At 39.0% G+C, this 22,710-nt stretch carries 26 protein-coding genes; 11 read left to right on the top strand and 15 right to left on the bottom strand.

Annotated elements, in window-relative coordinates:
* Positions 1–222 precede the first annotated feature (222 nt).
* The 4 genes from hpsL (at position 223) to hpsP (ending at position 5,458) form a co-directional block, all read left to right on the top strand.
* Positions 223–1,872, top strand: a complete 1,650-nt coding sequence (gene hpsL / locus H6G76_RS18485; RefSeq protein ID WP_190703627.1) for a hormogonium polysaccharide biosynthesis protein HpsL — start codon at positions 223–225, stop codon at positions 1,870–1,872.
* An 88-nt stretch (positions 1,873–1,960) separates the two neighbouring features.
* The gene (gene hpsN / locus H6G76_RS18480; RefSeq protein ID WP_190703625.1) at positions 1,961–2,950 is read left to right on the top strand and encodes a hormogonium polysaccharide biosynthesis glycosyltransferase HpsN; all 990 of its coding nucleotides are present in this window, start codon (positions 1,961–1,963) and stop codon (positions 2,948–2,950) included.
* A 133-nt stretch (positions 2,951–3,083) separates the two neighbouring features.
* Positions 3,084–4,259, top strand: coding sequence for a hormogonium polysaccharide biosynthesis glycosyltransferase HpsO (gene hpsO, locus H6G76_RS18475; protein WP_190703622.1), 1,176 nt, complete (start codon positions 3,084–3,086; stop codon positions 4,257–4,259).
* Positions 4,260–4,285: 26 nt separating this feature from the next.
* Positions 4,286–5,458, top strand: a complete 1,173-nt coding sequence (gene hpsP / locus H6G76_RS18470; RefSeq protein ID WP_190703619.1) for a hormogonium polysaccharide biosynthesis glycosyltransferase HpsP — start codon at positions 4,286–4,288, stop codon at positions 5,456–5,458.
* Positions 5,459–5,539: 81 nt separating this feature from the next.
* On the opposite strand, the gene H6G76_RS18465 is transcribed toward hpsP, so the two are convergent.
* From H6G76_RS18465 to H6G76_RS18455, 3 genes are read right to left on the bottom strand one after another with little or no spacing between them, the layout of a single operon-like run.
* Positions 5,540–6,682, bottom strand: a complete 1,143-nt coding sequence (locus tag H6G76_RS18465) for a substrate-binding domain-containing protein (protein ID WP_190703608.1) — start codon at positions 6,680–6,682, stop codon at positions 5,540–5,542.
* Between the two features lie 8 nt (positions 6,683–6,690).
* Entirely contained in the window at positions 6,691–7,413 is a 723-nt protein-coding gene (locus H6G76_RS18460; RefSeq protein ID WP_190703606.1) for a hypothetical protein, read from the bottom strand.
* A 25-nt stretch (positions 7,414–7,438) separates the two neighbouring features.
* Positions 7,439–9,151 carry a VWA domain-containing protein gene (locus H6G76_RS18455; RefSeq protein WP_190703603.1) on the bottom strand — a complete coding sequence of 571 codons (1,713 nt, stop codon included), beginning with the start codon at positions 9,149–9,151 and terminating at the stop codon, positions 7,439–7,441.
* A gap of 380 nt (positions 9,152–9,531) precedes the next feature.
* Between H6G76_RS18455 and H6G76_RS18450 the strand changes: the two genes are divergently transcribed.
* Both H6G76_RS18450 and H6G76_RS18445 read left to right on the top strand, forming a co-directional pair.
* On the top strand, positions 9,532–10,170 hold the full coding sequence (locus H6G76_RS18450) for a peroxiredoxin (protein WP_190703601.1): 639 nt from the start codon (positions 9,532–9,534) through the stop codon (positions 10,168–10,170).
* Between the two features lie 139 nt (positions 10,171–10,309).
* Entirely contained in the window at positions 10,310–10,894 is a 585-nt protein-coding gene (locus H6G76_RS18445) for a Uma2 family endonuclease (protein WP_190703687.1), read from the top strand.
* 42 nt (positions 10,895–10,936) lie between these two features.
* Here H6G76_RS18445 and H6G76_RS18440 read toward each other — a convergent pair whose 3' ends face one another.
* The gene (locus H6G76_RS18440; RefSeq protein WP_190703598.1) at positions 10,937–11,521 is read right to left on the bottom strand and encodes a pentapeptide repeat-containing protein; all 585 of its coding nucleotides are present in this window, start codon (positions 11,519–11,521) and stop codon (positions 10,937–10,939) included.
* A 300-nt stretch (positions 11,522–11,821) separates the two neighbouring features.
* A complete protein-coding gene (locus tag H6G76_RS18435) occupies positions 11,822–12,706 on the bottom strand; it encodes a carbohydrate ABC transporter permease (RefSeq protein ID WP_190703595.1) in 885 nt (294 codons plus the stop codon).
* Positions 12,707–12,731: 25 nt separating this feature from the next.
* Here H6G76_RS18435 and purN point away from each other — a divergent pair, with 25 nt between their 5' ends.
* Positions 12,732–13,397: a phosphoribosylglycinamide formyltransferase gene (gene purN / locus H6G76_RS18430; RefSeq protein ID WP_190703593.1), complete on the top strand. Its 666-nt coding sequence runs from the start codon at positions 12,732–12,734 to the stop codon at positions 13,395–13,397.
* A gap of 238 nt (positions 13,398–13,635) precedes the next feature.
* Here purN and H6G76_RS18425 read toward each other — a convergent pair whose 3' ends face one another.
* From H6G76_RS18425 to H6G76_RS18390, 8 genes are all read right to left on the bottom strand, one after another.
* Entirely contained in the window at positions 13,636–14,217 is a 582-nt protein-coding gene (locus H6G76_RS18425; protein ID WP_190703591.1) for a CPBP family intramembrane glutamic endopeptidase, read from the bottom strand.
* Between the two features lie 48 nt (positions 14,218–14,265).
* Positions 14,266–15,306: a DUF3326 domain-containing protein gene (locus H6G76_RS18420; RefSeq protein ID WP_190703588.1), complete on the bottom strand. Its 1,041-nt coding sequence runs from the start codon at positions 15,304–15,306 to the stop codon at positions 14,266–14,268.
* Positions 15,307–15,508: 202 nt separating this feature from the next.
* Entirely contained in the window at positions 15,509–15,691 is a 183-nt protein-coding gene (locus tag H6G76_RS18415) for a hypothetical protein (RefSeq protein ID WP_190703586.1), read from the bottom strand.
* 77 nt (positions 15,692–15,768) lie between these two features.
* On the bottom strand, positions 15,769–16,089 hold the full coding sequence (locus H6G76_RS18410) for a 2Fe-2S iron-sulfur cluster-binding protein (protein WP_190703584.1): 321 nt from the start codon (positions 16,087–16,089) through the stop codon (positions 15,769–15,771).
* 216 nt (positions 16,090–16,305) lie between these two features.
* Positions 16,306–17,064, bottom strand: coding sequence for a Uma2 family endonuclease (locus H6G76_RS18405; protein ID WP_190703582.1), 759 nt, complete (start codon positions 17,062–17,064; stop codon positions 16,306–16,308).
* Between the two features lie 49 nt (positions 17,065–17,113).
* A complete protein-coding gene (locus H6G76_RS18400; RefSeq protein ID WP_190703685.1) occupies positions 17,114–17,407 on the bottom strand; it encodes a DNA-binding protein in 294 nt (97 codons plus the stop codon).
* A complete protein-coding gene (locus H6G76_RS18395) occupies positions 17,400–17,738 on the bottom strand; it encodes a type II toxin-antitoxin system RelE/ParE family toxin (protein ID WP_199337431.1) in 339 nt (112 codons plus the stop codon). Before H6G76_RS18395 ends, H6G76_RS18400 begins: the two co-directional genes overlap by 8 nt.
* Positions 17,739–17,759: 21 nt before the next feature.
* Positions 17,760–18,053 (bottom strand): DUF433 domain-containing protein, encoded by a 294-nt coding sequence (locus tag H6G76_RS18390; RefSeq protein ID WP_190703580.1) that lies wholly within the window; start codon positions 18,051–18,053, stop codon positions 17,760–17,762.
* A 189-nt stretch (positions 18,054–18,242) separates the two neighbouring features.
* Between H6G76_RS18390 and H6G76_RS18385 the strand changes: the two genes are divergently transcribed.
* Positions 18,243–18,734 (top strand): hypothetical protein, encoded by a 492-nt coding sequence (locus H6G76_RS18385; RefSeq protein ID WP_190703577.1) that lies wholly within the window; start codon positions 18,243–18,245, stop codon positions 18,732–18,734.
* Positions 18,735–18,737: 3 nt separating this feature from the next.
* The gene (locus H6G76_RS18380; RefSeq protein ID WP_242056452.1) at positions 18,738–19,877 is read left to right on the top strand and encodes a GUN4 domain-containing protein; all 1,140 of its coding nucleotides are present in this window, start codon (positions 18,738–18,740) and stop codon (positions 19,875–19,877) included.
* Positions 19,878–19,995: 118 nt separating this feature from the next.
* On the opposite strand, the gene H6G76_RS37140 is transcribed toward H6G76_RS18380, so the two are convergent.
* Complete coding sequence (locus H6G76_RS37140; RefSeq protein WP_242056451.1) at positions 19,996–20,505, bottom strand: four helix bundle protein; 510 nt, start codon at positions 20,503–20,505, stop codon at positions 19,996–19,998.
* A 42-nt stretch (positions 20,506–20,547) separates the two neighbouring features.
* Entirely contained in the window at positions 20,548–20,784 is a 237-nt protein-coding gene (locus H6G76_RS18370; protein ID WP_190703575.1) for a hypothetical protein, read from the bottom strand.
* 255 nt (positions 20,785–21,039) lie between these two features.
* On the opposite strand from H6G76_RS18370, the gene H6G76_RS18365 reads away from it, so the two are divergent.
* A complete protein-coding gene (locus H6G76_RS18365; protein WP_190703572.1) occupies positions 21,040–21,435 on the top strand; it encodes a hypothetical protein in 396 nt (131 codons plus the stop codon).
* Positions 21,436–21,565: 130 nt separating this feature from the next.
* Entirely contained in the window at positions 21,566–22,483 is a 918-nt protein-coding gene (locus H6G76_RS18360; protein WP_190703569.1) for a DUF4351 domain-containing protein, read from the top strand.
* The last annotated feature ends 227 nt before the right edge of the window (positions 22,484–22,710 follow it).

Genomic DNA, 22,710 nt, shown 5'->3' with positions numbered 1-22,710 from the left:
AGCTGCTGAAAGTGCTAATTACATTCTGACTTACATCACCGCGTAGTGCGATCGCCTGTGATTAATCTTTTGCTATTTAATCAAATTTGCCCAGCCTGATTAGACACAAAATTTACATATGTTATTATCGGGTGTTAGCTTTTGGGATTAAGCAAAAAATACTAAAAGCTCTTATATGCAATGGCAATTTATATTTACAGGCTGATAGGCTAAAGCTCTGCTATGCCAAAATTAAAGTCTAAATCCCAAAAATCTAAAAAATCCAAGAAAAAACAAGCTAAACAAGAAGCTCCCGTTCTGAGCCTGAAAGAACAGCTAGCCCTAAAGCGTAAGGCGACCAAAGCCCGCCAAGAATTTACTAGTTTGCTGAATAAAGCTCTATTTGGTGGTTTATCCTTAGGCTTTATATTGTTTTTAGTAGGTGGTATTAAAGCAGCATTACCTGCTGTTTTGTCAGTTATTATTATTGCTCTTTGCTACAAATACCCCCGCGAGGCTTTATTCGCTTTCATAATTTATGTGCCTTTTGGCGGTACTATCACCTATTACATTGGTAACAGTCCGATCCTGCAATTAGCTAAAGATTCTTTCTATATTCCAGCCTTAATAGCATTGTGGCAAACTTGCCGTAAGCAAGGAATCCCCTTAATTCCTGTCAACAGCATCAAGACTCCTCTGTATATTTTATTGGGGTCTTGTTTGTTAACGCTCGTGTTTGTCAATGGTGGACAGCAATTCAATCCACCTCCTGCGGGGCTGTTGAAAGCAGCACCCAAAGAAGTTCCTATAGGTATGGGAATTTTAGGACTAAAAGTATTTTTAGGATACGTCCCCTTAATTGGTTGTGCTTATTATCTCATTCGCAATAAAAAAGATTTTCTAGTACTGTCGCGCTTACAGATTGTTCTGATATTAAGCTGCTGTATTTTGGGAATTATTCAATACTTGTTGCTATTAACTGGAATATGTGAAGGCACAAAAAATGCAGAAGGAAGTGCTTTGTTTAAAGCAACTTTAGAAGCTCGTTGCTATTTTGGTGGCTCTTTAGTTTACAGTCCCAGCCAAGGAATGATTCGCTTACCAGGAACCTTTGTGGCTCCTTGGCAGTGGGCATGGTTTTTAATTTCTAGCACCTTTTTCACCTTTGCTACTGGCTTTAGTGACCCATCAATTATTTGGCGGTTGATCAGCTTAGGTTCGTTAGTTACAGTCTTTATTAATGCTGTAGTTTCTGGGCAAAGAATTGCATTAGCTTTAGTACCCACCTGCTTTGTGATTTTGCTATTGCTCACAGGCCAACTTGTCAACCTAAAACGTTTCATTCCGATGGCTGTGGGACTAGGTTTAATTTTAGGAATTGCAGTTATAAGTAATCCTACGGTTGTACAAGAAAGGTTAGACAGTTTTAGCAGTCGTTGGGAAGCTTCACCTCCCCAAGAGTTTATTGTTGGACAATTTGAAGAAAATTTAAAAGCTGTTGATGGGCCTTTGGGTAGTGGCTTAGGCCGAGCTACTAACTCGGCGCGAGCATTGGGCCAGACAAAACTAGTAGAAACCTATTATCCCAAACTTTTATATGAAATTGGGATTTTTGGTGTACTAGGTTTTTTGGGTTTAGTTACCACCCTGACATTTACTGCCTTTAAAGCATATCGCTCAGTAAAAAACCGTAATTTCCGCAGTTACGGAGCTGCTTTATGGGTGTTTATATTGTTTATTAGTTACAACACCTATTATTACCCTCTAGATGTTGATCCGGTAGCTGTATATTATTGGTTTTTTGCAGGGGTGCTATTTAAGCTACCAGTACTGGATAAGCAAGAAAGAAAAAATGAAGAGCTTGAAGAAGCAAGCAAGAAAAAAAATCGCTAAAGAGAAATTGAATTGATGCTGTTGTTAATTGAGAATGGTAGACAAATGGCAAATATCAAAATAATAAATTTATTTGAGTATAAATCACATGAATAATTTGCCTTTGATTTCTGTGATTATCCCGACCTACGGGCGAGAAGAACCACTAAAAGATAGTATTGTGGATGTTCTCAATCAAGACTACCCTAATTTTGAAGTTTTGGTAGTTGACCAATCGCCTACCCATCAGCCAGAAATACAAGCTTACCTCGAAAAAGTGGCAGCATTAGGTAAGATTCAGTGGTTTCGCTTAGATTGGGCAAGTCTACCAGGGGCGCGTAATTATGGTGTGCGTCGGGCAAAGGGTGAAATTGTTTTATTTATTGATGATGATGTGAGGTTAAACCCTAATTTCTTGTCAGCCCATGCCAAAAATTATGTGCAGAATCCAGAGGTGGGGGCGGTAGCCGGACGGGTATTTGACAGAATGAAGTTGGGTGATTCTGGCGGAGATTTGGAGATTGAATATTTGCCGCCCCAAGCAATGGATCCGGGAATCGCTTGGTATCACATTGATTTGGTACACACTATTAAACCCCAACAGGTTTTAACTGCTAGGGGTTGCAATATGTCTTTCCGCCGCGAAATTTTTACTAAATACGGACTGAAGTTTGATGAGAGATTTCGCGGGAGTGCGGTAAGAGAAGAATCAGATTTTTGTTTGCGAGTAAGGCAGACAGGTTACAAAATTTGGTATGACCCAGAAGCCGACTTAGTGCATTTAGGGGAAGAGACAGGCGGTTGTCATGATATTAGTATGCGATCGCTCAAATATCAACTCACCTTCTACCACAACCATTTTTTACTCGGTTTAAAAAATCTGACAGTTACTCAAGCTTTACGTCTCTACGCCCGTTTATTTGATTGTCATGTATTAGGTAGGCCACCATGTCATAAAAGTGGTTCACCTATCAAAATCATTACTCGCGCTGTTTTCTACACTTTAGGATTTCTGAAAGCTTTAGGTACTGTCATTCAATCAGCTTGGAATGATGGTCAAGTTTATAGTCGAATGGATAAACAAGTTAATCCGCAATAATGCCTGATGCAGGAAATCCAGGTATAAAACTTGCCAATATGAGTAACCTGAAAATCTAAACAGAAAACTGCCAGTGGTTAAGGTCAACAAACCTAACCACTGGCAAATAAATCTTAATAATTAGGAAATATTAATGAAAATTTTAGTTGCTAGCCATACTTATATAGTAGATCTAAATTGCGAAAAATTGCGTGCTTTAGCACAATTAAAACCAGAAATTGAAGTTACGGTTGTAGTGCCTAAAACCTGGAAACCAGGAGGTGTACAAAACAAAATTATTGAGAGCCAATTCAAAGATGAAGGTAAATTTAAAATCGTACCTATTTCTAATTTTAGCCAAAATCATCAAGGACTCTTGACCTTTGGGGCTGATTTAGTCTCTTTATTGCGTCAATTTCGTCCCCAAGTTATTCAGGTAGAACAAGGCTCTAGAGGGCTAGCTTATAGTCAAATGATTGTTTTAAATCAATTATTAGGATTGAAAGCTAAAAATGTCTTCTTTACTTGGTGGAATCTACCTTATGAACTAAAACTCCCAGCAGCTTTACTCGAAAACTTTAACCTCAAACATAGCCACGGTATTATTTCTGGTAATCAAGACGGAGCAGAAATATTACAACAAAGAGGGTATAAAGGGCCGATTAAAGTTATGCCGCAATTGGGTGTAGATGAACGCTTATTTACTCCGAAACCTCAGCCAGAATTAGCTGCTAAACTCGGTATTAAATCAGATGATTTTGTCTTGGGATTTGTCGGGCGGTTTGTCCCAGAAAAAGGTTTGTTAACTCTGTTACAAGCATTAGTCAGTTTAAAAGATAAATCTTGGAAAATGCTGCTGTTAGGACGAGGCGAATTGAAAGATGAAATATTGAAAATAGCAACAGAAAATAATATCCAAGAAAAACTGATTTTAGTAGAAAGTGTTCCGCATCACGAAGTAGCTAATTATATCAACTTAATGAGTGCGCTCGTATTACCTTCAGAAACTACTTATAAATTTAAAACCTTAACTTCTGTGGGTTGGAAAGAACAATTTGGTCATGTGCTAATTGAAGCGATGGCTGGCCAAGTTCCTGTAATTGGTTCTAATTCTGGCGAAATTCCTCATGTTATTGGTGATGCTGGTTTAATATTCCCTGAAGGTAATTCTCAAGCACTGGCTGATTGCATCATGCAATTAATAGCCAGACCAGAGTTAGCCCAAAATTTGGGTGAAATGGGCTATCAAAAAGCGATAGCAAAATATACTAATCAGGCTCTTGCTAAAGAACAGTATGAGTTTTATCAACAATTAATTAATAGTCGTTAGTGAATTACAAACGACAAAGAACAAAAATGAAAATTTTACAAGTTGTCCCTTCTATTTCTTTGATTTATGGCGGCCCTAGCCAAATGGTATTAGGACTAGCCCCAGCCTTGGCTAAAGAGGGTGTGGAAGTCACTATTCTCACAACTGATAGTAATGGCGATAATGGGCAGAAACCTCTGGATGTGCCTTTAAATCGCCCCATTAAACAAGATGGTTATGAAATAATTTACTTTCGCTGTGCGCCATTTCGTCGCTATAAATTTTCGCTAGATTTACTCAAATGGCTGAAAAATCATGCTAGCAAATATGATTTAGCACATATTCATGCTTTATTTTCTCCTATTAGTAGTGCGGCAGCAATGGTCTGTCATCAACAAAATTTACCTTATATTTTGCGACCTTTAGGAACTCTTGACCCAGCCGATTTACAGAAGAAAAAGCAATTAAAAAAGCTATATGTAGAACTTATTGAACGTCGCAATTTAGCAGGTGCAGCAGCCATTCATTTTACTAGTGACCAAGAAGCCAAAATATCAGCAAGGTTTGGGACAAAGACACAAGATTTAGTCCTTCCTTTAGGTGTGAAGCCTACTCAAAAGAATTATCAAAGTGCAATACGCAGTCAGCTAGGAATACCAGAAGATATCCCTTTAGTGCTGTTTATGTCGCGTATTGACCCAAAAAAGGGGTTGAATTTGTTGATTCCGGCTTTAGAAAAACTGCTGGATAAGGAGTACAAGTTTCATTTTGTTCTAGCTGGGACAAACCCTCAAGACCCAGACTATGAACAAAAAATTAAATCTCAAATCGAGAATTCACGATTGCGATCGCATACTACCATTACAGGTTTTGTTACAGGTGAATTAAAAGCTAGTTTACTGCAAGCTGCTGATTTATTTGTTTTGCCTTCTTACTACGAAAACTTTGGTATTGCTGTGGCTGAGGCGATGGTTGCAGGGATACCTGTAGTTATTTCCGACCAAGTGCATATTTGGCAGCAAGTCAGCGATAGTGAGTCAGGATGGGTAGGTGCGACAGATGTTTCGGCGTTGTTGGAGTTATTGCAACAAGCTTTGCAAAATCCCCAAGAACGCCAACGCCGGGGAATAAATGCTCAAAAATACGCCTTAGAACATTTTAGTTGGGATGCGATCGCTCGCCAAATGATTCAAGCTTATCAGCAGATTCTAACTAAATAACGAACCACAGAGACGCAGAGAACACAGGGGAATACTCTTGCATTCCTCTCTGCGCCTCCGCGCCTCTGCGTGAACAATTCCCTAATTCGCCCGTTCCCATTGGCGTTGAATTTCTGTGATGGTTTTAATATCATCAGGTGGTGGAAGGATTTTCACACTCGGTTGAATTTCCGCGCCAGGAATATTTTGACTCCACGGACTATTCGGTACAGTCTTTAAATCAACATTATTATTCACCGGGCGAAAACCGTATTGTACAAATATTGCTTGTTGTTCTGGTTGGGTAATAAAGTCTAAAAACTGCTTTGCGGCTTTTGCTGTACCCTCATCTACATCTCGTCGGACAATTGCTGCTGTGGCGGTAGTTTCAATTGACGGGTCTAAATAATAGATATGATAAGGCTTCCCTTTACTGGCGGCTGATTGTTGCCAACGATATAGGGCTATGCTTTCATATACAGTCGCAACATCAGCATCGTTAGGGCCTCTGACAATAAATTCTTGCAGAAGAATATCTGTAGAACGAGGTGGTTGATAGACTGACTTTTTAATTAAACTAAATAGCGTTTGTATAGATGAATTATTGAAACTATCGGCGTTGATAGTTCCGCCTAATTTTGATTGTGTCCACAAGTGTAAAGTCAATTGACCACTATTAGACCGAGTGGGATCTGTGGTGACAAAATCAAAACTACCCCAATTACTTGAACCGCCAACTTTTCCCCAATTACCTGCTTGCATTGCTTGTTCAAGTTTTGACCATTGAAAACGTCCATTGGGGAACAGGGCTTTACCGCGTTCTGGCCAAGCTATACCTACTAGTAGAGTTTTTGCTAGTGGTTGAGGAGAATCGTAAAAGGGTTCGGTTTGATTGGTGGTGTGGAGGCGATCGCTGAGTTCTGTTAAAATTTCTCCATTAGCAGGAATTAAGATTGTCGGACTAAAAGTATTCTTTTGGTCAATATAATTATTAACTATTTCTTGAGAACCTTGAAATTTTAATTCTAATTTAATATCTGGATTTGCTTGCTCAAACCTTTTTTCGAGTTCTTGCAGAGGTTCTTGTAATTCTGTACCGCTAACAATAATTACAGTTTTTTGTAACCCAGGGATAGGAATATAAGTTAAACCTAAGGTGGCGATGATTATAGCAACTGAATTAATAACTTTTGACGATTTCGACTGTAGTTTTGCTTTAGGGGTAGTTTGTAATCTTGGTGGCATAATTTTGATTACTTGCGAACTAATAAATCGAGATTTTCTAATAAACTAGTCAGTTCATCGCTGAGTAATTGCATCTCATGAATTTGTTGAGATTCGCTTAAGTCAGAGGTACGCAATTTGGTTTGTAGTTGTTGCAATAATCCCGTACAGTCTTGAATTAAAGTCGAAATATTAATAACTCTGCCTAAACGCGTATCTTCTCCATCTTGGGCTAACTTGATATTGCGTTTGAGACTGTCTGCAAGTTGCCTGAGATGCTGCTGTGCTACACCAGAACTTGAACTGATTTTCTGTTGGACTTCAACTAACTGCTGCTTTAAAGAACTTACTGAAAGTATAGAGATATTGCCAGATAGATTCCAAGCTAGGGTGTCAATTTTATTTGGTAATGTAGCAATGCGATCGCTATTTATTTCTAATGCTGCTAAAAGTTCTATTTGAAATGTATCAGTTAGTAATCTTTTGGCTTCCAAACGCAAATTTTCTGATTGATTGACTAATGCGACAGCAGCAAGCTTGACTGCATTAATTTCTCGTTCTAATTCGGGATTAGCTAATTCAATATATTTGGGTTCACGGGATTTAAGAAAAATAGCACCGCCTAAACTAATACCAGCCGCTACAGGTAGCATTATCTGATTAGGAAATTGCAGTACACGCACACCTAAAAATAGAGAAATTCCTCCAGCCAATACTGCAAATGGATAAAAAAGCGGATTTACTAATTTCATCAATTACCTCAAGTTCAGATGTGGTTTAAAACTCTACCTGTAAATTTGACATTAACTGCGAAATCGTCTCTGGATTGCCTTGAGAATAATATCCTCCATTCAACTCGGCAATTTGTTTTAAGACATCAGGGCTAAATTCCCCTTCTTTACCATATCCAACAGTAAAAAATGCAATTCTTTGATCAGTTGAAAAACCACTTTTTTTTAACTCTTGCTCTAATTCATTTAACTTAATTGTTGAACCAGAATCTTCTCCATCTGTTAATATCAACACAGCGTTAATTGCATCTTTACGAAGGTTTTTTTGTAGCCAATTACGTGCTTCTAGGGCAGCATCATATAATTTTGTGCCGCCATCAGCTTGAAGGCTATTGATAAATTGCCAACCGCGATCGCGTCCTTGGGGTGTTCCATCTACTAGTACAGGCGGACGAATTTCTGAGTCAAAATCAATCAAAGCAATTTGCTCTTTTGGCCCCAAGTTCTTAACGTAAGTTTGTAGAGTATTCTGTACAGCAGGTAATTTATCACCTGACATCGACCCCGAAGAATCTACTACCACTACCACCAACGACGGCTTTTTTGCATTTTCCTGCCAAGATTTCAGCATCGCGTCTACAACTTCTGGTTCAGGTGGACGCAAGGAATCATATTTGGCTTGGGCATCAACGCCAAATTCTGGTGTAAACTTAGCACCCAATGCTACCCCTGGCGTTCCTGGGCGTAAACCTAAATCAGTCGCAATTTTCTGCACCTCAGGCGATCGCCAATATACAATAAATTTCTCCGCCGCCGCCTTCTCATCTGTGCTTACCCAAGGTGCATTTGGTATAATTGCCCGCATATTAGATGTAAAGGTCGCCTTGGGATATACTGCCTCATAACGCTGCTGTCCCTGTTTTAATCCTGAATTGGCAGTAATGACACTCGATTCGTATACTGAACCAACAGAAGCCCAAAATGGGCCATTTTTTACCATTGCTTGGGCAAGAGAATTAGTAGAAACGCCATAACGCGTAATCTTGCTTTGGATTTGCTGAATTTGGGGTTGAAATTTTGCCACATCCCCCACAGATAATTCTTCAGGACGCTTACCGGATATGCTGCTATATTGTGCTACCAATGTTTGCAAGCCAGAATTAGAACGAGTTGGGGCAGAATGTACATAGTGAACTGTCAATGGTGGTGCGGATGAATCGATATCGCGGTGAGTGTTGGCAGATACTAAAGCTTTGTAAGGATCAGCTACTTTTCGTAAGCCACTAGCTATATCTGCTTGTGCCATAAACACCATTGGGGTGTTAGCGATGAGTTGTGACTCTGTAATTTCTGGAATGTAGCTTTTCCCTGGAAAAAGTTGGTTCATCCGGTAAATTAACTGACTGTGATATATATCTCCATCTAGAGAAATAATCGTAGGAAAATCTGGTGCATCAGCTTTTACTGTTCCCTTTTGCAATTGACTTGCTAAAGCAACTATTTCAGTTACTACATCGCCACTACCCATTGCCTTGCAAGTTACCTGAAAAGCTGTACCATTATCTAGCTTTGGTTGTGTAGCATTAAAGTTTTTTGCCGCTTGGTTACAGAAGTCACCCAAGGCGCTGCCCACTAACAGGTTGAGTTTTAAACCCGTAAAATTATCTTCTGAAGTCGAGTTATTACTACACGCTGTTATTAACAGGCAAGCAGAGACAAATATAAGGTAAGTAATGAACCGAGACTGTTTGAAAATCATGCATTTTCCCCAGAAAGATTAGTTATAGCCATAACCAAGGTATTAAAGAAATTGGTAAATAATAAAACTTAGACACCAAAGAACTTTTAACTCTGTCCCCTGCTAGACTTAGCTACCTCTGCAATAATTTACTAAAACCCGATTTTATACTTTTAATCAAAAAGTTAATTTCTAGTTAATTTCGTTTAGTTTCAAAGACACACATGATCTCTGTATAATGATCAAGCCTCATCTAGTTAAAACACTGCATCGATTCTGATCGCAACGCTGAGAACTTAAAATTTTGTAACAAACAGCAAAAAGCCGATAGGAGAACCGATGTTTTATGTGATGATGGCAAAATAGACTACATTTGGCTTTTTATCTACAGGGAATCTCTCATGGCTCTCCATCTTGGTGATACAGTACCCAACTTTACGCAAGCCTCTACACATGGCGACATAAATTTTTACGAATGGGCTGGTGACAGCTGGGTAGTGTTATTTTCTCACCCAGCTGACTTTACACCTGTTTGCACTACTGAACTAGGCACAGTTGCGAAACTGAAACCCGAATTTGACAAGCGCAATGTGAAAGCGATCGCACTCAGCGTAGATGATGTAGAATCTCATAACGGTTGGGTAGGCGACATCGAAGAAACGCAAAACACCTCACTCAACTATCCAATTTTGGCAGACGCGGATCGTAAGGTTTCTGACCTTTATGACATGATCCACCCTAACGCCAACGCCGCAGTCACAGTGCGTTCTGTCTTCGTTATTGACCCCAATAAAAAACTGCGTCTTTCTTTCACATATCCCCCCAGCACCGGACGCAACTTTGACGAAATCTTGCGCGTAATTGATTCACTGCAACTAACCGATAACTACAGTGTGGCTACCCCAGCCGACTGGAAAGATGGTGATGATTGCGTTATCGTTCCTTCGCTGAAAGATCCAGAAGTCTTGAAAGAAAAATTCCCCAAAGGCTACGAAGAAATCAAACCCTATCTGCGGTTAACTCCTCAGCCTAACAAGTAATGAGTGCTGAGTGAAAACAAGTATTCAGCATTGAGTAGATGGATTTTTAAGTAGTTTCTTGCATGGGACGCAAAGCTTTATCTTTGCGTTTTTTTGTATTTACGTAAGAATGGAAAATAAAGTCAGATGTTGAACTATGATGCTGTCATCTTCCTTTGTGATCCAAATGCCGCTTTCAATGCAAATGACAGACGAACAATTTTTTGATTTCTGTCAAGTCAATCGTGATTTACGCATTGAATGTAATCAATTTGGAGAAATTTCAATTATGCCCCCTACTGGTTCAGAGACAGGGTATCGAGGAGGTAATATATTCGGACAGTTATGGGTTTGGTCAGAGAAAGATGGTACAGGTATTTGCTTTGACTCCAGTACAGGATTTACCTTATTCACAGGTGCAAAACGCTCTCCCGATGCTTCTTGGATGAAATTAGAACGGTGGAATGCTTTATCAGCAGAACAAAAACAAAGATTCGCACCCATTTGTCCAGATTTTGTAGTGGAATTGCGATCGCTAGGCGATAATCTCCAACCCCTTAAAGATAAAATGGGGGAATATATGCAGGAACTAGGGGTGCAGTTAGGTTGGTTAATTGACCGCAAGCATCGCCAAGTATATATCTATCATCCTGGTCAACCAGAAGAAATTTTAGAAAATCCTGAGACTGTTAGTGGTGAATCTGTGTTACCTGGTTTTGTTTTAAATATGAGTAAAGTTTGGTGAATTCATACCCGTAGAGAAGGCATTGCGTTAAGTAAAAAAGATTTAATAACTAATAACTATCTCTGGATTATAAATTGTACCTTCTGGCATAATAGTAGCTCTTAGCTTGGTATAAATTATTTTTGTATCGGTAAGATTGGCATTAAATAAATTAGCTTTAGTTAAATTAGCCCAATTCAAGTCTGCACTATTTAAATTTGCCTCATTTAAATTAGCTTCTAGTAATATTGCTCCACATAGCTTTGCTTGTGTAAGATTAGCTCTAATTAATTTAGCTTCTATTAAAGATGATTCAATTAATGTAGCTGCACTCAAGTCTGCTTCTGTGAAATCTACGCCACATAAAGAAGCTGCCCAAAAATTAGTTTTACTACATTGCGATCGCACAAAGCAAGCACCACACAAATTAGCATGGCTTAAATCTGCTTCACGGAAGTCAGCACCAGCCAAGATAGAACCTGATAAATTAGCACCACGTAAATCTGCGCCCCGAAAGTTAGCACCACTTAAATTAACTTCTCTTAGTTCAATGAAGCGCAAATCACGTCCACTGAAATTTTGCTGTTGATAACATTTATCATTGGTTTGACTGAAGATGAATTCCTGTGCGTCAGCAAAATTTATCATAGTACTCACCCCAGAGTGTCAATAATTGCAAAGCTCAATTGTGAGAGTCACTGTATATTGAGATTACACTACTACAGATAATTAGCTGAAGTAAAAATTAGTAATAATTAGAGAAAAATTTTAAAATTTACGTAAAATTGGCTGAAATAGTGTTTTTGATTACAAAAAATGCTGACCTAAGTCAGGGAACATTAATATAGAAGAGAAGAGGTTACAGAGTTTAAGTTTTATAATTTTCAAAAATCTTAAATCAATTTAAGAACTCAGATCCCCGACTTCTTTAAGAAATCGGGGATCTTTTTATTCTTCGCCCCATGTACGAAGCTGCAAATATACTAAAACTAAAGCTATAGCTAACAAAACTGTGGCAGCAGCAGCAGCATAACCAAAATCAAATTGACCAAAAGCTTCTTGATAAATGTAGTAAACCAATAAGTTAGTAGAGTTTAATGGCCCACCACCTGTAATGACATAAACTTGTTCAAAACTCCGCAATGTAAAAATTGCGGTGGTAACTGTGGCAAAAATTAAAGTAGGGCGTAATCCTGGTAAAGTAATATGCCAAAATTGTTGCCAACCATTAGCACCATCTAATTCGGCGGCTTCGTAGCGACTAAGAGGAATTGCTTGCAAACCTGCTAAAAAAACAACCATATTAAAACCTAGTTGTTTCCAAATACTCAAAATAATTAATACTGGCATTGCCCAAAATGTATCTCCTAGCCAAGGAATGGGTGCAATACCAAATAAATTTAAAAATCCATTTATCGGCCCAGTAGTTTGAAATAGCCAGCGAAATCCTAAACCAGCTGCAACTAGAGAAATTATAGATGGTAAAAAATAGGCACTTCTTAATATGCCGCGTAAGGCTAGGGAACGATTTAATAATACTGCCAACCCCAAAGGAATAATTAGGCTGGGGATGACTGTAGCAAGAGTAAAATAAATTGTGTTGCCAATAACTTGCCAAAAATCAGGGTTAAGTAACAAACGCCAGTAATTTTTCAATCCTACCCAATAAGTTCCTGTGGATGTAAAACTGCCAGCAGTGAAACTGAGGTAAAACAAATAGGCGATTGGCCAAATTACAAAAAGACCTAATAAAATTAACGCGGGTGTGAGAAAAGTCCAGGCGGCAAATGTATCATTATCTAGCCACGATTTATTAGTATATATCTTTGGCATCTATCAATTTTCCCTTGTTGCTGTTATGACCCTTGGCCCTGATTCTACCCTTAGCTTGGTTTATCCCAATATTTGCGATCGCCTATTATTTACCAATACTCCCTTAAAACTAGGAATTATGGCTTCTGGGAATGGCAGCAATTTTGAAGCAGTTGCCCAAGCTATTGAAAATGGGCAACTTAATGCCCAAATTCCAGTTCTAATTTACAATAATCCCGATGCGAAAGCAGCAACACGGGCAGCAAATCGTCGTATCGAAACTGTTTTATTAAATCATCGTGAATACAAAAATCGCCAAGCCTTAGATGAAAAAATAGTCGAGACTTTGCGCCAGTATGATGTAGATTTGGTGATTTTAGCAGGATGGATGCGGCTGGTAACATCCGTGTTAATTGATGCTTTTCCTAACAGAATTATTAATATTCATCCGAGTTTGTTACCTAGTTTTAAAGGTCTTCATGCTGTTGAACAAGCTTTGCAAGCTAAGGTAACAATTACTGGCTGTACAGTGCATTTAGTTTGTTTAGAAGTGGATAGCGGCCCGATATTAATACAGGCAGCTGTGCCAGTGTTACTAGACGATACACCAGAAACACTCCATGCCAGAATTCAAGTTCAAGAACATCGAATCTTACCACAGGCGATCGCGATCGCTGCTCATAAATTGCAAACCAAACTTATACTTTCTTGATAAAAACGAAAAATTAAGGATGTATGGGTATAGGGGTGTATGTAATACGGTTCGGATAAGCATTTTGAACTAAGAATTGGTTTGGGGAAAAGGTTAAAGGGTAAGGGTTAAAAGTTTTTTCTTTCCCTTTCCCCCTTCGCCTTTCCCCTTTAACCGAACCGTATTGGGGGTGTATGTGTTTAATACCCTTTCACCCCTACACCCAGCCTCAACAAACAATCTTTGTGTGTAAGTCCTGTTAACGTTGCTGCATTTTCCAGAAATAGCTAGAAACCCAATTTGTCATAATATGAGCCACAATCGGCACTAACAAATTTCCACTTAATAGCGCGCTATATCCCAAAATTAAGCCAATAACGGTAGCCCAAACCACGTAAGGCCATTGTTGTGAACCACTGAGGTGTAAAACGCCAAAGCAAATGCTAGATACAATCACTGCTACATGATCTAAGCCTAATGCTGGCAGCATCACACCTCGAAACAATAATTCTTCGCTTAACCCTGGTAGTAAACCCAGCCAAATCAAGTCAGGCCAAGCCAAGGGTCTTAGCACTAGTTCTAAATAATAGTCTGCACTTCTACGGTAAAGAGGCCACAAGCGATAAGCTAGACCACTGAATACAGTGATCATAACTCCTACACCCAGCCCCCAAAGGATATCTATTGGGTTCCATTGCCACTTAAACAGGTAAACATTACCGAAGCGCAGCCATACTTTAGCGACTGTCCATAACAGAATTGAAGTTACCCCCATTGCCACTAGCACTTGGGTACGTGATAAGTATGGAATTTCTGGATCTTGTTTTTGTTGTTCTACCATTTAGGGTTAGGGAATAGGGAGTGGGGCAGAGGAGAGAAGGACAAATAACTATTGACCAATGACCAAAGCATTCGGATTGATGCCTGCTTTTAAGGCTACCAATACACCTACTGCTTCTAAATACGAGTTTACCTGTATGGATTTAATTCCTAAAGATGGGGCAGAAACTTGTATTTGAGTTTTATTTTCTACGACGGTAATTATTTGACATTGGCTTTGACTTAAACTTAGTAAAGCACTGCTGCCACAAGCGTTTGCAGGTAAGATCGCCGCATCTATTTGATCTGCCCAAATATCTGCTTGACGAGATGTAAATAATTGTTTCTCGACAATAAATTGTGGGGCGCGACTTAAGCCTACAAGTACACTTGGTAAAAAAGTATAGCCTAATTCTTCGGCGGCGGAACGAGGAGATAAATCGGGATAGGGAGGCGCACTAGCCAGTGCTGGTGAATGGGCGCAAGGAATTTGAAAGTTTCTGACTAGTAAATGACTAATTACCGCTTCTGCACCTGCTAAAGGGTCTACGCCTTTACCTTGACGGTAATTTTGGACTGCATCTTCATCCATATCATCGGGGAAACGGGCGACAACTGCGATCGCTTCTGCCCCTGTTTTCTTGATGAGTATCTCTGCTGCCCTGAGTAAACTATCTGGGTTGCCGATGGTTCCCCAACTTGCCCCTGATGCTGAAGTGCGTAATTCTACATTTAACGGGGCATCAGTAATTACATAATCTGTAATAGTTAATCCGAGAGTTGCCCTGGCTGCATCGGCGGCTTGTAAGTGTCGCAGCCTTAACTCTGGTTCAATACCTTGGTCTAAAAGCAAACCTATTTTATTATTACGAACTGGTCGTAAACCCCAATCTCCACAGGCAAATTTATCAAGCCCGTAACCTTCTACATAAAAAGCATTGAGGATGTTCCAATATAAACTTGCACCATTGAGGACATTGGGATGAGTGATCAGGCGATCGCAAACTTGTGCTAATGTTCGGGCAACAGGTATAGCATCTCCTGCATAACCTCCAATCGCCGCCCCAACGCCAGTAGGTACAATCAAAATAGCAGTGTAAGGACGTTGCATTGCAAATGCTGAGTGAGTACAAGTTCAAAATTATTTCGGATTGATGCGTAAACTACAAGTCTCCAATTTCTAAGTAGGTCAACATAAAATGTAGTAGCGTGGCCAGGCTAAATTAGGGTGTGTATGCCGTAGGCTCACGCACCGCCCTAGTCATCAAGATGGTGCGTTGTGCTATGCGACAACACACCCTACTTCTCAGAACTTAGGACTCAGCACTTTTAGTCACAACTGCTTCAACAGTGGCTTTTTGCTGTTCTTCATCCACAGATGTAATAGCCCAACGCAAAGGTTCACCTTGTTTTTTCAACTCTGCCTCAATTGCTTTTTGCAACTCAGTAGGAGTTTCTTGGATGTCAATTTCTGCGGTAATAAAATGGGTAGTCATTGCCGTCCATCCTGTTAATTAATTTGTTCTAGAATAGCCGAATGAAGTATAAAACTCTATCTTTCAGACTTCAGACTTCATTGGTCTTTCCCAAATTGCAACTGATAAACGATGTCTTCTTTTTCAGTTTCAATTTTTAAGTCAGAACGGGGATAGGAGACGCAAAGTAATGCGTAACCTTGTTTTTGCAATTCTGGACTAACACCCATACCCTCGGTTTGGTCTACAGTTCCTTCGATAATTTGGGCGGCGCAAGTTGTACACACCCCTGCATGACAAGAAGCAGGCAACTCGAAACCAGCATTTTCAGCTACTGATAAAATAGTTTCATCTTCAGGAACTTGCAGAGTCAGAATTTTACCTTGGTGATGGAGTTCTACAGTGTAAGTATTGGACATATACTAAAAAATGAGCGCAATAGACAAACTCATTATTATATCTGAATTATTGAACAATATTGCCGATATTCAATAAACTTTTGATTTTTGACTTTGCCAAATTTTCTATAACTCTTTGCGTCTCTGCGCCTCTGCATGAGATAAAAAAATCCTGTTTTTTAAAATTGTATTTTAATTGAGCGATTAAGGTGCGATCGCTGAAGATAATCAATAATTTTAGAGAAAATCAGGGTCAATATTTAATTCGCGCAACTTGGCGGCTAGACGTTCCGCACGTTGCTTTTCTTGGTCTGCACGTTGTGTTTCTTCATCCGCACGCTGTTTTTCTTGTGCTGCTAATTCTTCTGGTGTTGGGACTAATTCCCCTTGTGCCGTAAAATAGCGTAATTGATTGTTCTGCACACCCAAATATAAATCTAACTGCTGACTCCATAACCAACCTTGGGAATTTGGTTCTATGGGTTGGTAATTTCCATCTACTAAATGAAACCCGACAAATTCTAAATTATCCGGGTCAAACCAAAAATATTCTAGTGTACGGAATATATCTTGGTAAATTTGTTTTTTTAAGCCTTTATCTGTGGCTTTTGTGGAAGGTGAAAGTAATTCGACAATGATATTAGGATACTTACCGTCTTCTTGCCAGATTACCCAACTTTTGCGCGGTTTCTTTTCGCATCCTAGCACTACAAAAAAATCAGGGCCGCGAAATTCTTCTGATTTGAGTTGACGTTGGCTGTAGTAAATTGTCAGATTCCCCGCAGCATAAAAGTCATTGCGGTTTTGCCACCACAATTCTAAACATTGTAATAACAGAATAATCTGGCGTAGATGTAAATCGCTTTCCAATGGTGGTTCGTGACTTTCGATATCTCCTGGTGGAAATATTATATTTTCTATTGGTTGGTCACTTTCAATATCTCCTGGTGGAAATATTATATTTTCTATTGGTTGTAAATCTTGGGCGACTGACATGGCTTGATGGGGGCTAGGGGTCTGATTGGAACAGTTGGCAATTCCCAAATTATGACTTTACTGTTACTGCTAACTGTAATCCTAAAACATCCAACAAAGAATTTAGATTATAAAATTCAATTTCCCCTTTCTCTAAAAGAATTTGCTCAAGTTGATGGGAAAGTTGCTGGACTGGTTCAGAAAATTGATTAATTCCTCCCTGCGCTTCTATAACATTTTTGAGTGCCTTATTTAACATTTTTGGGTCGCCTTCTTCTAAAACAACTTCGATATAAGCTGCTGCTTCTAGGGGGTCTTTTAAGTCCTGTATCAGTTTTTCGTGATAGCTTGTACTTTTAGGCATCATCTCTACTCCTATAGTCTTGCCAATATTCTTTGGCTTTAGCAATATCTTTATCTTGAGTGCTTTTATCGCCACCACATAAAAGAATAATAATTATTGAATCTTCTTGAGCAAAGTATATGCGATAGCCAGAAGCATAGTCTATTCTAAGTTCAAAAACTCCATCACCAACTGATTTGCAATCACCTAAATTACCTGCTTCTACTCTGTCAAGCCTTGCTCTAATTTTAGCTTTTGTTTTTCTATCTCGCAGAGAGTCAAACCACTCAGAAAAAATATCTGTGCCATCAGTTCTTAAATAATTCCTGATCTCCTTTGGTTGAACTTCCATAATAAACTTGAGCGAAAATTGTTATTGTTGATTTAATCTAGCTTTAATAGCAGGATGAACTAATTCATCAGGGACATAATTACGTTCGATATATTCATTGATTTCTGCTTGATTATCTAAGTAAAAACTCAAAGCATCAAAGACTTGAGCTAAAGTTAAATGAGGTAAATGTAACGGTATTTCCTCTGGTCTAATACCTAAACGCCAATTTTCAACAATCGCTCTCACAGGTGTTCTAGTTCCTTGAATAATTGGTTCACCTGATAAAATTTCCGGTTGTCGAGTGACATAACGAGAGTTTGTTGTAGCTGTCATGCTGATGAAATTTTTGGCAGTATTTGGTGTAAATGTACCACAGTCTTATTTGGATGTGATACGATCGCACCCTTGATTGATCAATTTCGGTGTGCATACCAGCACATCCTGAAAATGCTTTAGAAGAAGAGTTTCGTTAATTACTATAATAATCACAAAGAAATTACTTAAATTTGCTTAATTATAATTATGCGCGATCGCGTTTCTTTAGAAACTGTCTCTCTAAGTCTGCCTTTTGGCATTGGTTCGATGTCGTGGAAAGTTAACACCACAGAAAAGAAAGCGGCTTGGTCGCTGTATGTAGAGTTAGTAACGCGCATTGCTGTGCAACCATTAGCATTAAACCAGGGTTTAGTACGAGAAGCGATGAACTCTCTTTATAGTTTATTCGGCACAACCCGCGAAATTCTCAAAGCTGCCGGGCCGGAGGTGGGTGCTTCGCGTGATTCTGTGGGGGGAATTGCGATCGCAGTGTTGAATAATGGGTTAAGGCCGTTTTTGTCGAAATGGCATCCGTTATTGCAAGCATGGGAAGCAAGGCGACCTGTGGGGGTGAGTCCTAAAGAACATGAGCAGAGTTGGTCTGAGGAAGCAACGGCGCGACGTGAGTTAGAGGCTTTGCGGGTGGGTTTAGAAGAGTATGCTCATGCGTTGGCGACTATTGCAGGCGTAGAGGAGTGATAGATGGTCAAAGATGTTTTCCTCTGCCACAACAGCAAAGAAAAAGCAGAGGTAGAAAAAATTAGAGAGCATCTTTTAAAAGAAGGAATAAATGCTTGGTTAGATAAGTACGACTTTGAGCCATTTCGACGTTGGCAAGACCAACTTGAAGAAATTATTCCTCAAGTCAAAGCTGTAGCTGTATTTATCGGTTCTTCGGGTGTAGGGCCGTGGGCAGATATCGAAATGAAAGAGTTTCTTGTTGAGTTTGCGAAGAATCCTAAGCTTCGCATAGGCTTAGTTATTCTTCCTGGATGCCCTGATAAACTTATAAATACAGTTCCGAGATTCTTAAAAGGCTTTCATTGGGTTGATTTTCGGCTACAAAATCCCGATCCAATGGAACAGTTGATTTGGGGTATTACTGGACAAAAGCCAAAAACACAACCCATCAGTTTATCTCAATCGCCTCAAAAACCTTCAGACAGAAGACAATTTTTGAAATGGGTGGGTTGGGGAAGTCTAGGCTTAGTAACGTCAGTCGTGGGTGGAGGGATTTGGAGTCAAGGACGAGATCAGCCTCAAACAACAAATAATGAATCTAGAAAGACTGAAGCATCTCAGACTGCAACACCAGAAACAAAGCCTACTAACAGCATTTCTCCAAGGGAGCAGCAGGGCGAACCCAATACACTTGAATCAGAGAAAGGCATTGACTATACCAGACTGAACGACTTACTAAAAGCAGAAAACTGGAAGGAAGCCGATACAGAAACCTATCGGGTGATGATTCAGGCAGTAGGTAAAAAAGATAGCGACTACTTCACCATAGACGAACTCTTAAATTTTCCTTGCACTGACTTACGCACAATAGACCGCTTATGGGTAAAATACAGCAATGGACAATTTGGCTTCAGTGTCCAGAAGGAAATTTACTTGAGCGTTGGCGGTAAAGCTGACGGCAAATATGACAAAGAAGCCTGGGAGAAGTTTGGCGATCGTGTTGGATGGAGAGTGACAACGTTAGAAGATGTAACTTTTGACACTTCTTTCTCAAGAGGACACCTCCCGTTAATTGTGCAATTTTGGTTTTGGAATAGTGGGGGTGGTTTTCGGTATCTTTTGGGGTTTCTCTTCTCTCGCATCAAGACTTGTGAAGTCTAACGTATAAAGCTTTCCGAAGTTTCTAAAGATTTATTACTAACCCCACATCCACGGTACAATCAACATTTCAAATTACCGATACCTGGCAATCCCGATGGGGAAGTCAAAAGTCAAAAGTTTACTTTTCTAGCTTTGCTTTAGTTGTCACTATTGACTTGGCAATAATTTTAATTAACTGTTCGCACTCATTTACAAGGCTTTTTACTTTTGCCTCAGTCATTATTTCTGACTTTATCAAAAGCTTCAACCAGTATTTCGTTCCTTTTGCTTCTTTGAGTGCTATTGATTGCTTGCTGATAAAGTCTCTATCACTTTCAGCAGACTGAGATTCTTCAATATTTGCGCCAATTGATGTCTCTGCACTGAACAACTGAGCAGCTAATAATCTTGGTGTTCTTAGTTGTTTATCTAAATAAGACCAACAAACTTTGGTCATCAACCTTATAACTTTAACTCTTAAAGTTACAACATTAAGACTTAAAGTTAGAACATTAAGGGTCAAGATTACAACATTAAGGCTTAAAGCTAGAACATTAAGGGTCAAAGTTACAACATTAAGGCTTAAGGTTATAACATTAAGGGTCAAGGTTACAACATTAAGGCTTAAAGCTAGAACATTAAGGGTCAAGATTACAATATTAAGCCTTAAGATTAAAGCGATCGCTGTTGACTATATCACTTGTCGAAGCTCATCACCTTCCCGTCGATTCCGCGAAACCCAATCTTGAGCATCTTCACCAAAAAGCGGATAGGAAGCCATACCTTTCAAGTCGCTCCACTTGCGTTTTGCTTGCGCTTGAGTGATGTGTTTTTTTACACGCTCTACTAAATGCCCTATCACTGTCAATTGCTCTTCTGGAGTCAATTGCTCAATCTCGCTTAAAATTTTTTCAAGTGACAGACTCATCAAGCTGACCTAAACAATTGCGGTGAATTATACAAAATATTGTACTGTATTCTAGAAATTGAAGATGCGATAATGGTTTTTTCAAACTCTGCGATCGCTGTTGATTATGAAGTAAAAATGCGCTCAGTAATTAAATTCAGAGAAATCACGCACATTAAGAAAAACTTGTGCTATAAGAAATGCGTTTTTTGCTGAACTATAAAACAGAGTAATTGAGCCAGAATAGCTTTGTAAAGCTTTTAAACCTGTAAAACCATGCCTCGAAAAAAACGTAGTTCCCAAATTCTGAAAAAAGCTGAATTTAGAGTTGCGGGACTAAAAGCTATTGACCCTAATATCAGTTTTGATGATAATTGCAACTTGCAAAACTTGACGCAATTAATCGAGCAGTTTCAAAAAATGCTTGATGATTATAATGCTGCAATAGCTATGATTGACTCTTCTAAAATTAAGCTAGATGCAATGGAAAGAACATTAAGTCAAGTTTCTGACAAAATGGTTGTGGGTGTTGGTTTTAAGTACGGAAAAAATAGCGATGAATATGAACTTGCAGGTGGTATTCGAGATAGCGATCGCGTCCGTAAAGGTAGATTAACACGCTTAAAATCTAATCAAGAGAAAACATCAGATCAAAATACAATGACTGCTTAATAACAATAGTTGCGCGAGTTTCTAGATCCCCGACTTCTTTAATAAGTCGGGGATCTTTACCGTCACAAATAGTTCAGTGTTGCTATATAATCTGAGAATTAATACAGAACTTCCGCAATCTTAAAATTGCATGACCCGGTTTATACATGATAAATTCGCCAAAGACTACCTTGTTCGCGTAGCGTCCCGCAGGGAAAAACTATTAAAAGATTACGGCGAAATCAAAGCATCAGAACAAGTTTCAGGAGAAGTTAAAGAAATAGATGTTTTATTCACTCCTGCCAAACAGCAAAACTCTAATTTACAAATACTAGGTTTGCTAGGAAGATTAGCCCAAAATCCTGCAATAATAGAACCCTTCCGCAATCCAGCCTCTACAGATGAAATCTGCGATTGTATTCTAAAATTATTAGAAGTCAAAGCTTCCCTGCGACGAGAAGCTAAAGCCAATAAAACCAAACTTCAAGACTCAGAAATTCCCAAATTGTGGGTGCTGACACCAACCATATCTGAAACTAGATTATCTAGCTTTGGAACCATACAAAAGGCAGATTGGTTATCAGGAGTGCATTTTTTACCAGATGCGTTGCGGACAGCAATTGTGGCAATACATCAACTACCCCCAACACCGGAAACCTTATGGTTAAGGCTTTTAGGTAGAGGAAGCGTGCAGTCACAAGCGATTATCGAGTTGCAAGCGTTACCATTAGATTATCCATACCAAAAAGCCACCCTAGAATTAGTTTATAACTTGCGCGACAATTTAAGATTAAATCAAAAACTAGAAGCAGATGATCGGGAGTTAATTATGCGTTTGGAACCAATTTATCAAAGAAATAGAGAACAAGCCAAAGAAGAAGGAAAGCAAGAAGGAGAACAAAATTTAATACTGCGTTTACTAAATCGTCGTTTTGGTGAAATTGATGCTTCATTAATTGAGCAAATTAGAGGCTTATCAATTGAACAGTTAGAAAATCTAGGAGAAGCCTTGTTAGACTTTTCTAGTGTTGCAGATTTAGAAGCTTGGTTAAACCAACACTCAGAATAAGTCATCAGTAGATAAATTTATAACCTGTTTTTTATCTTATAGGGAAAACAATTAATCCCTGAATAATAGCGATCGCAGTATAATATATCTTCAGTTGAAATTGACACTTAAAACTCTACTTTAAGTGTAAGGCAAAAAGCCAGAAAAGTAATTACCAGTAAGGCTTTCAGCTATAAAATAGGGTAAACTTTTATAGCCAAGCCTTGCCAAAAAATATTTCATAATTA

It is taken from the genome of Nostoc sp. FACHB-152, assembly GCF_014697475.1.
Taxonomy (GTDB): domain Bacteria; phylum Cyanobacteriota; class Cyanobacteriia; order Cyanobacteriales; family Nostocaceae; genus Nostoc_B.
The sequence above is the reverse complement of the archived record's forward strand: the minus strand, read 5'-3'. Positions and strand labels throughout refer to the sequence as shown.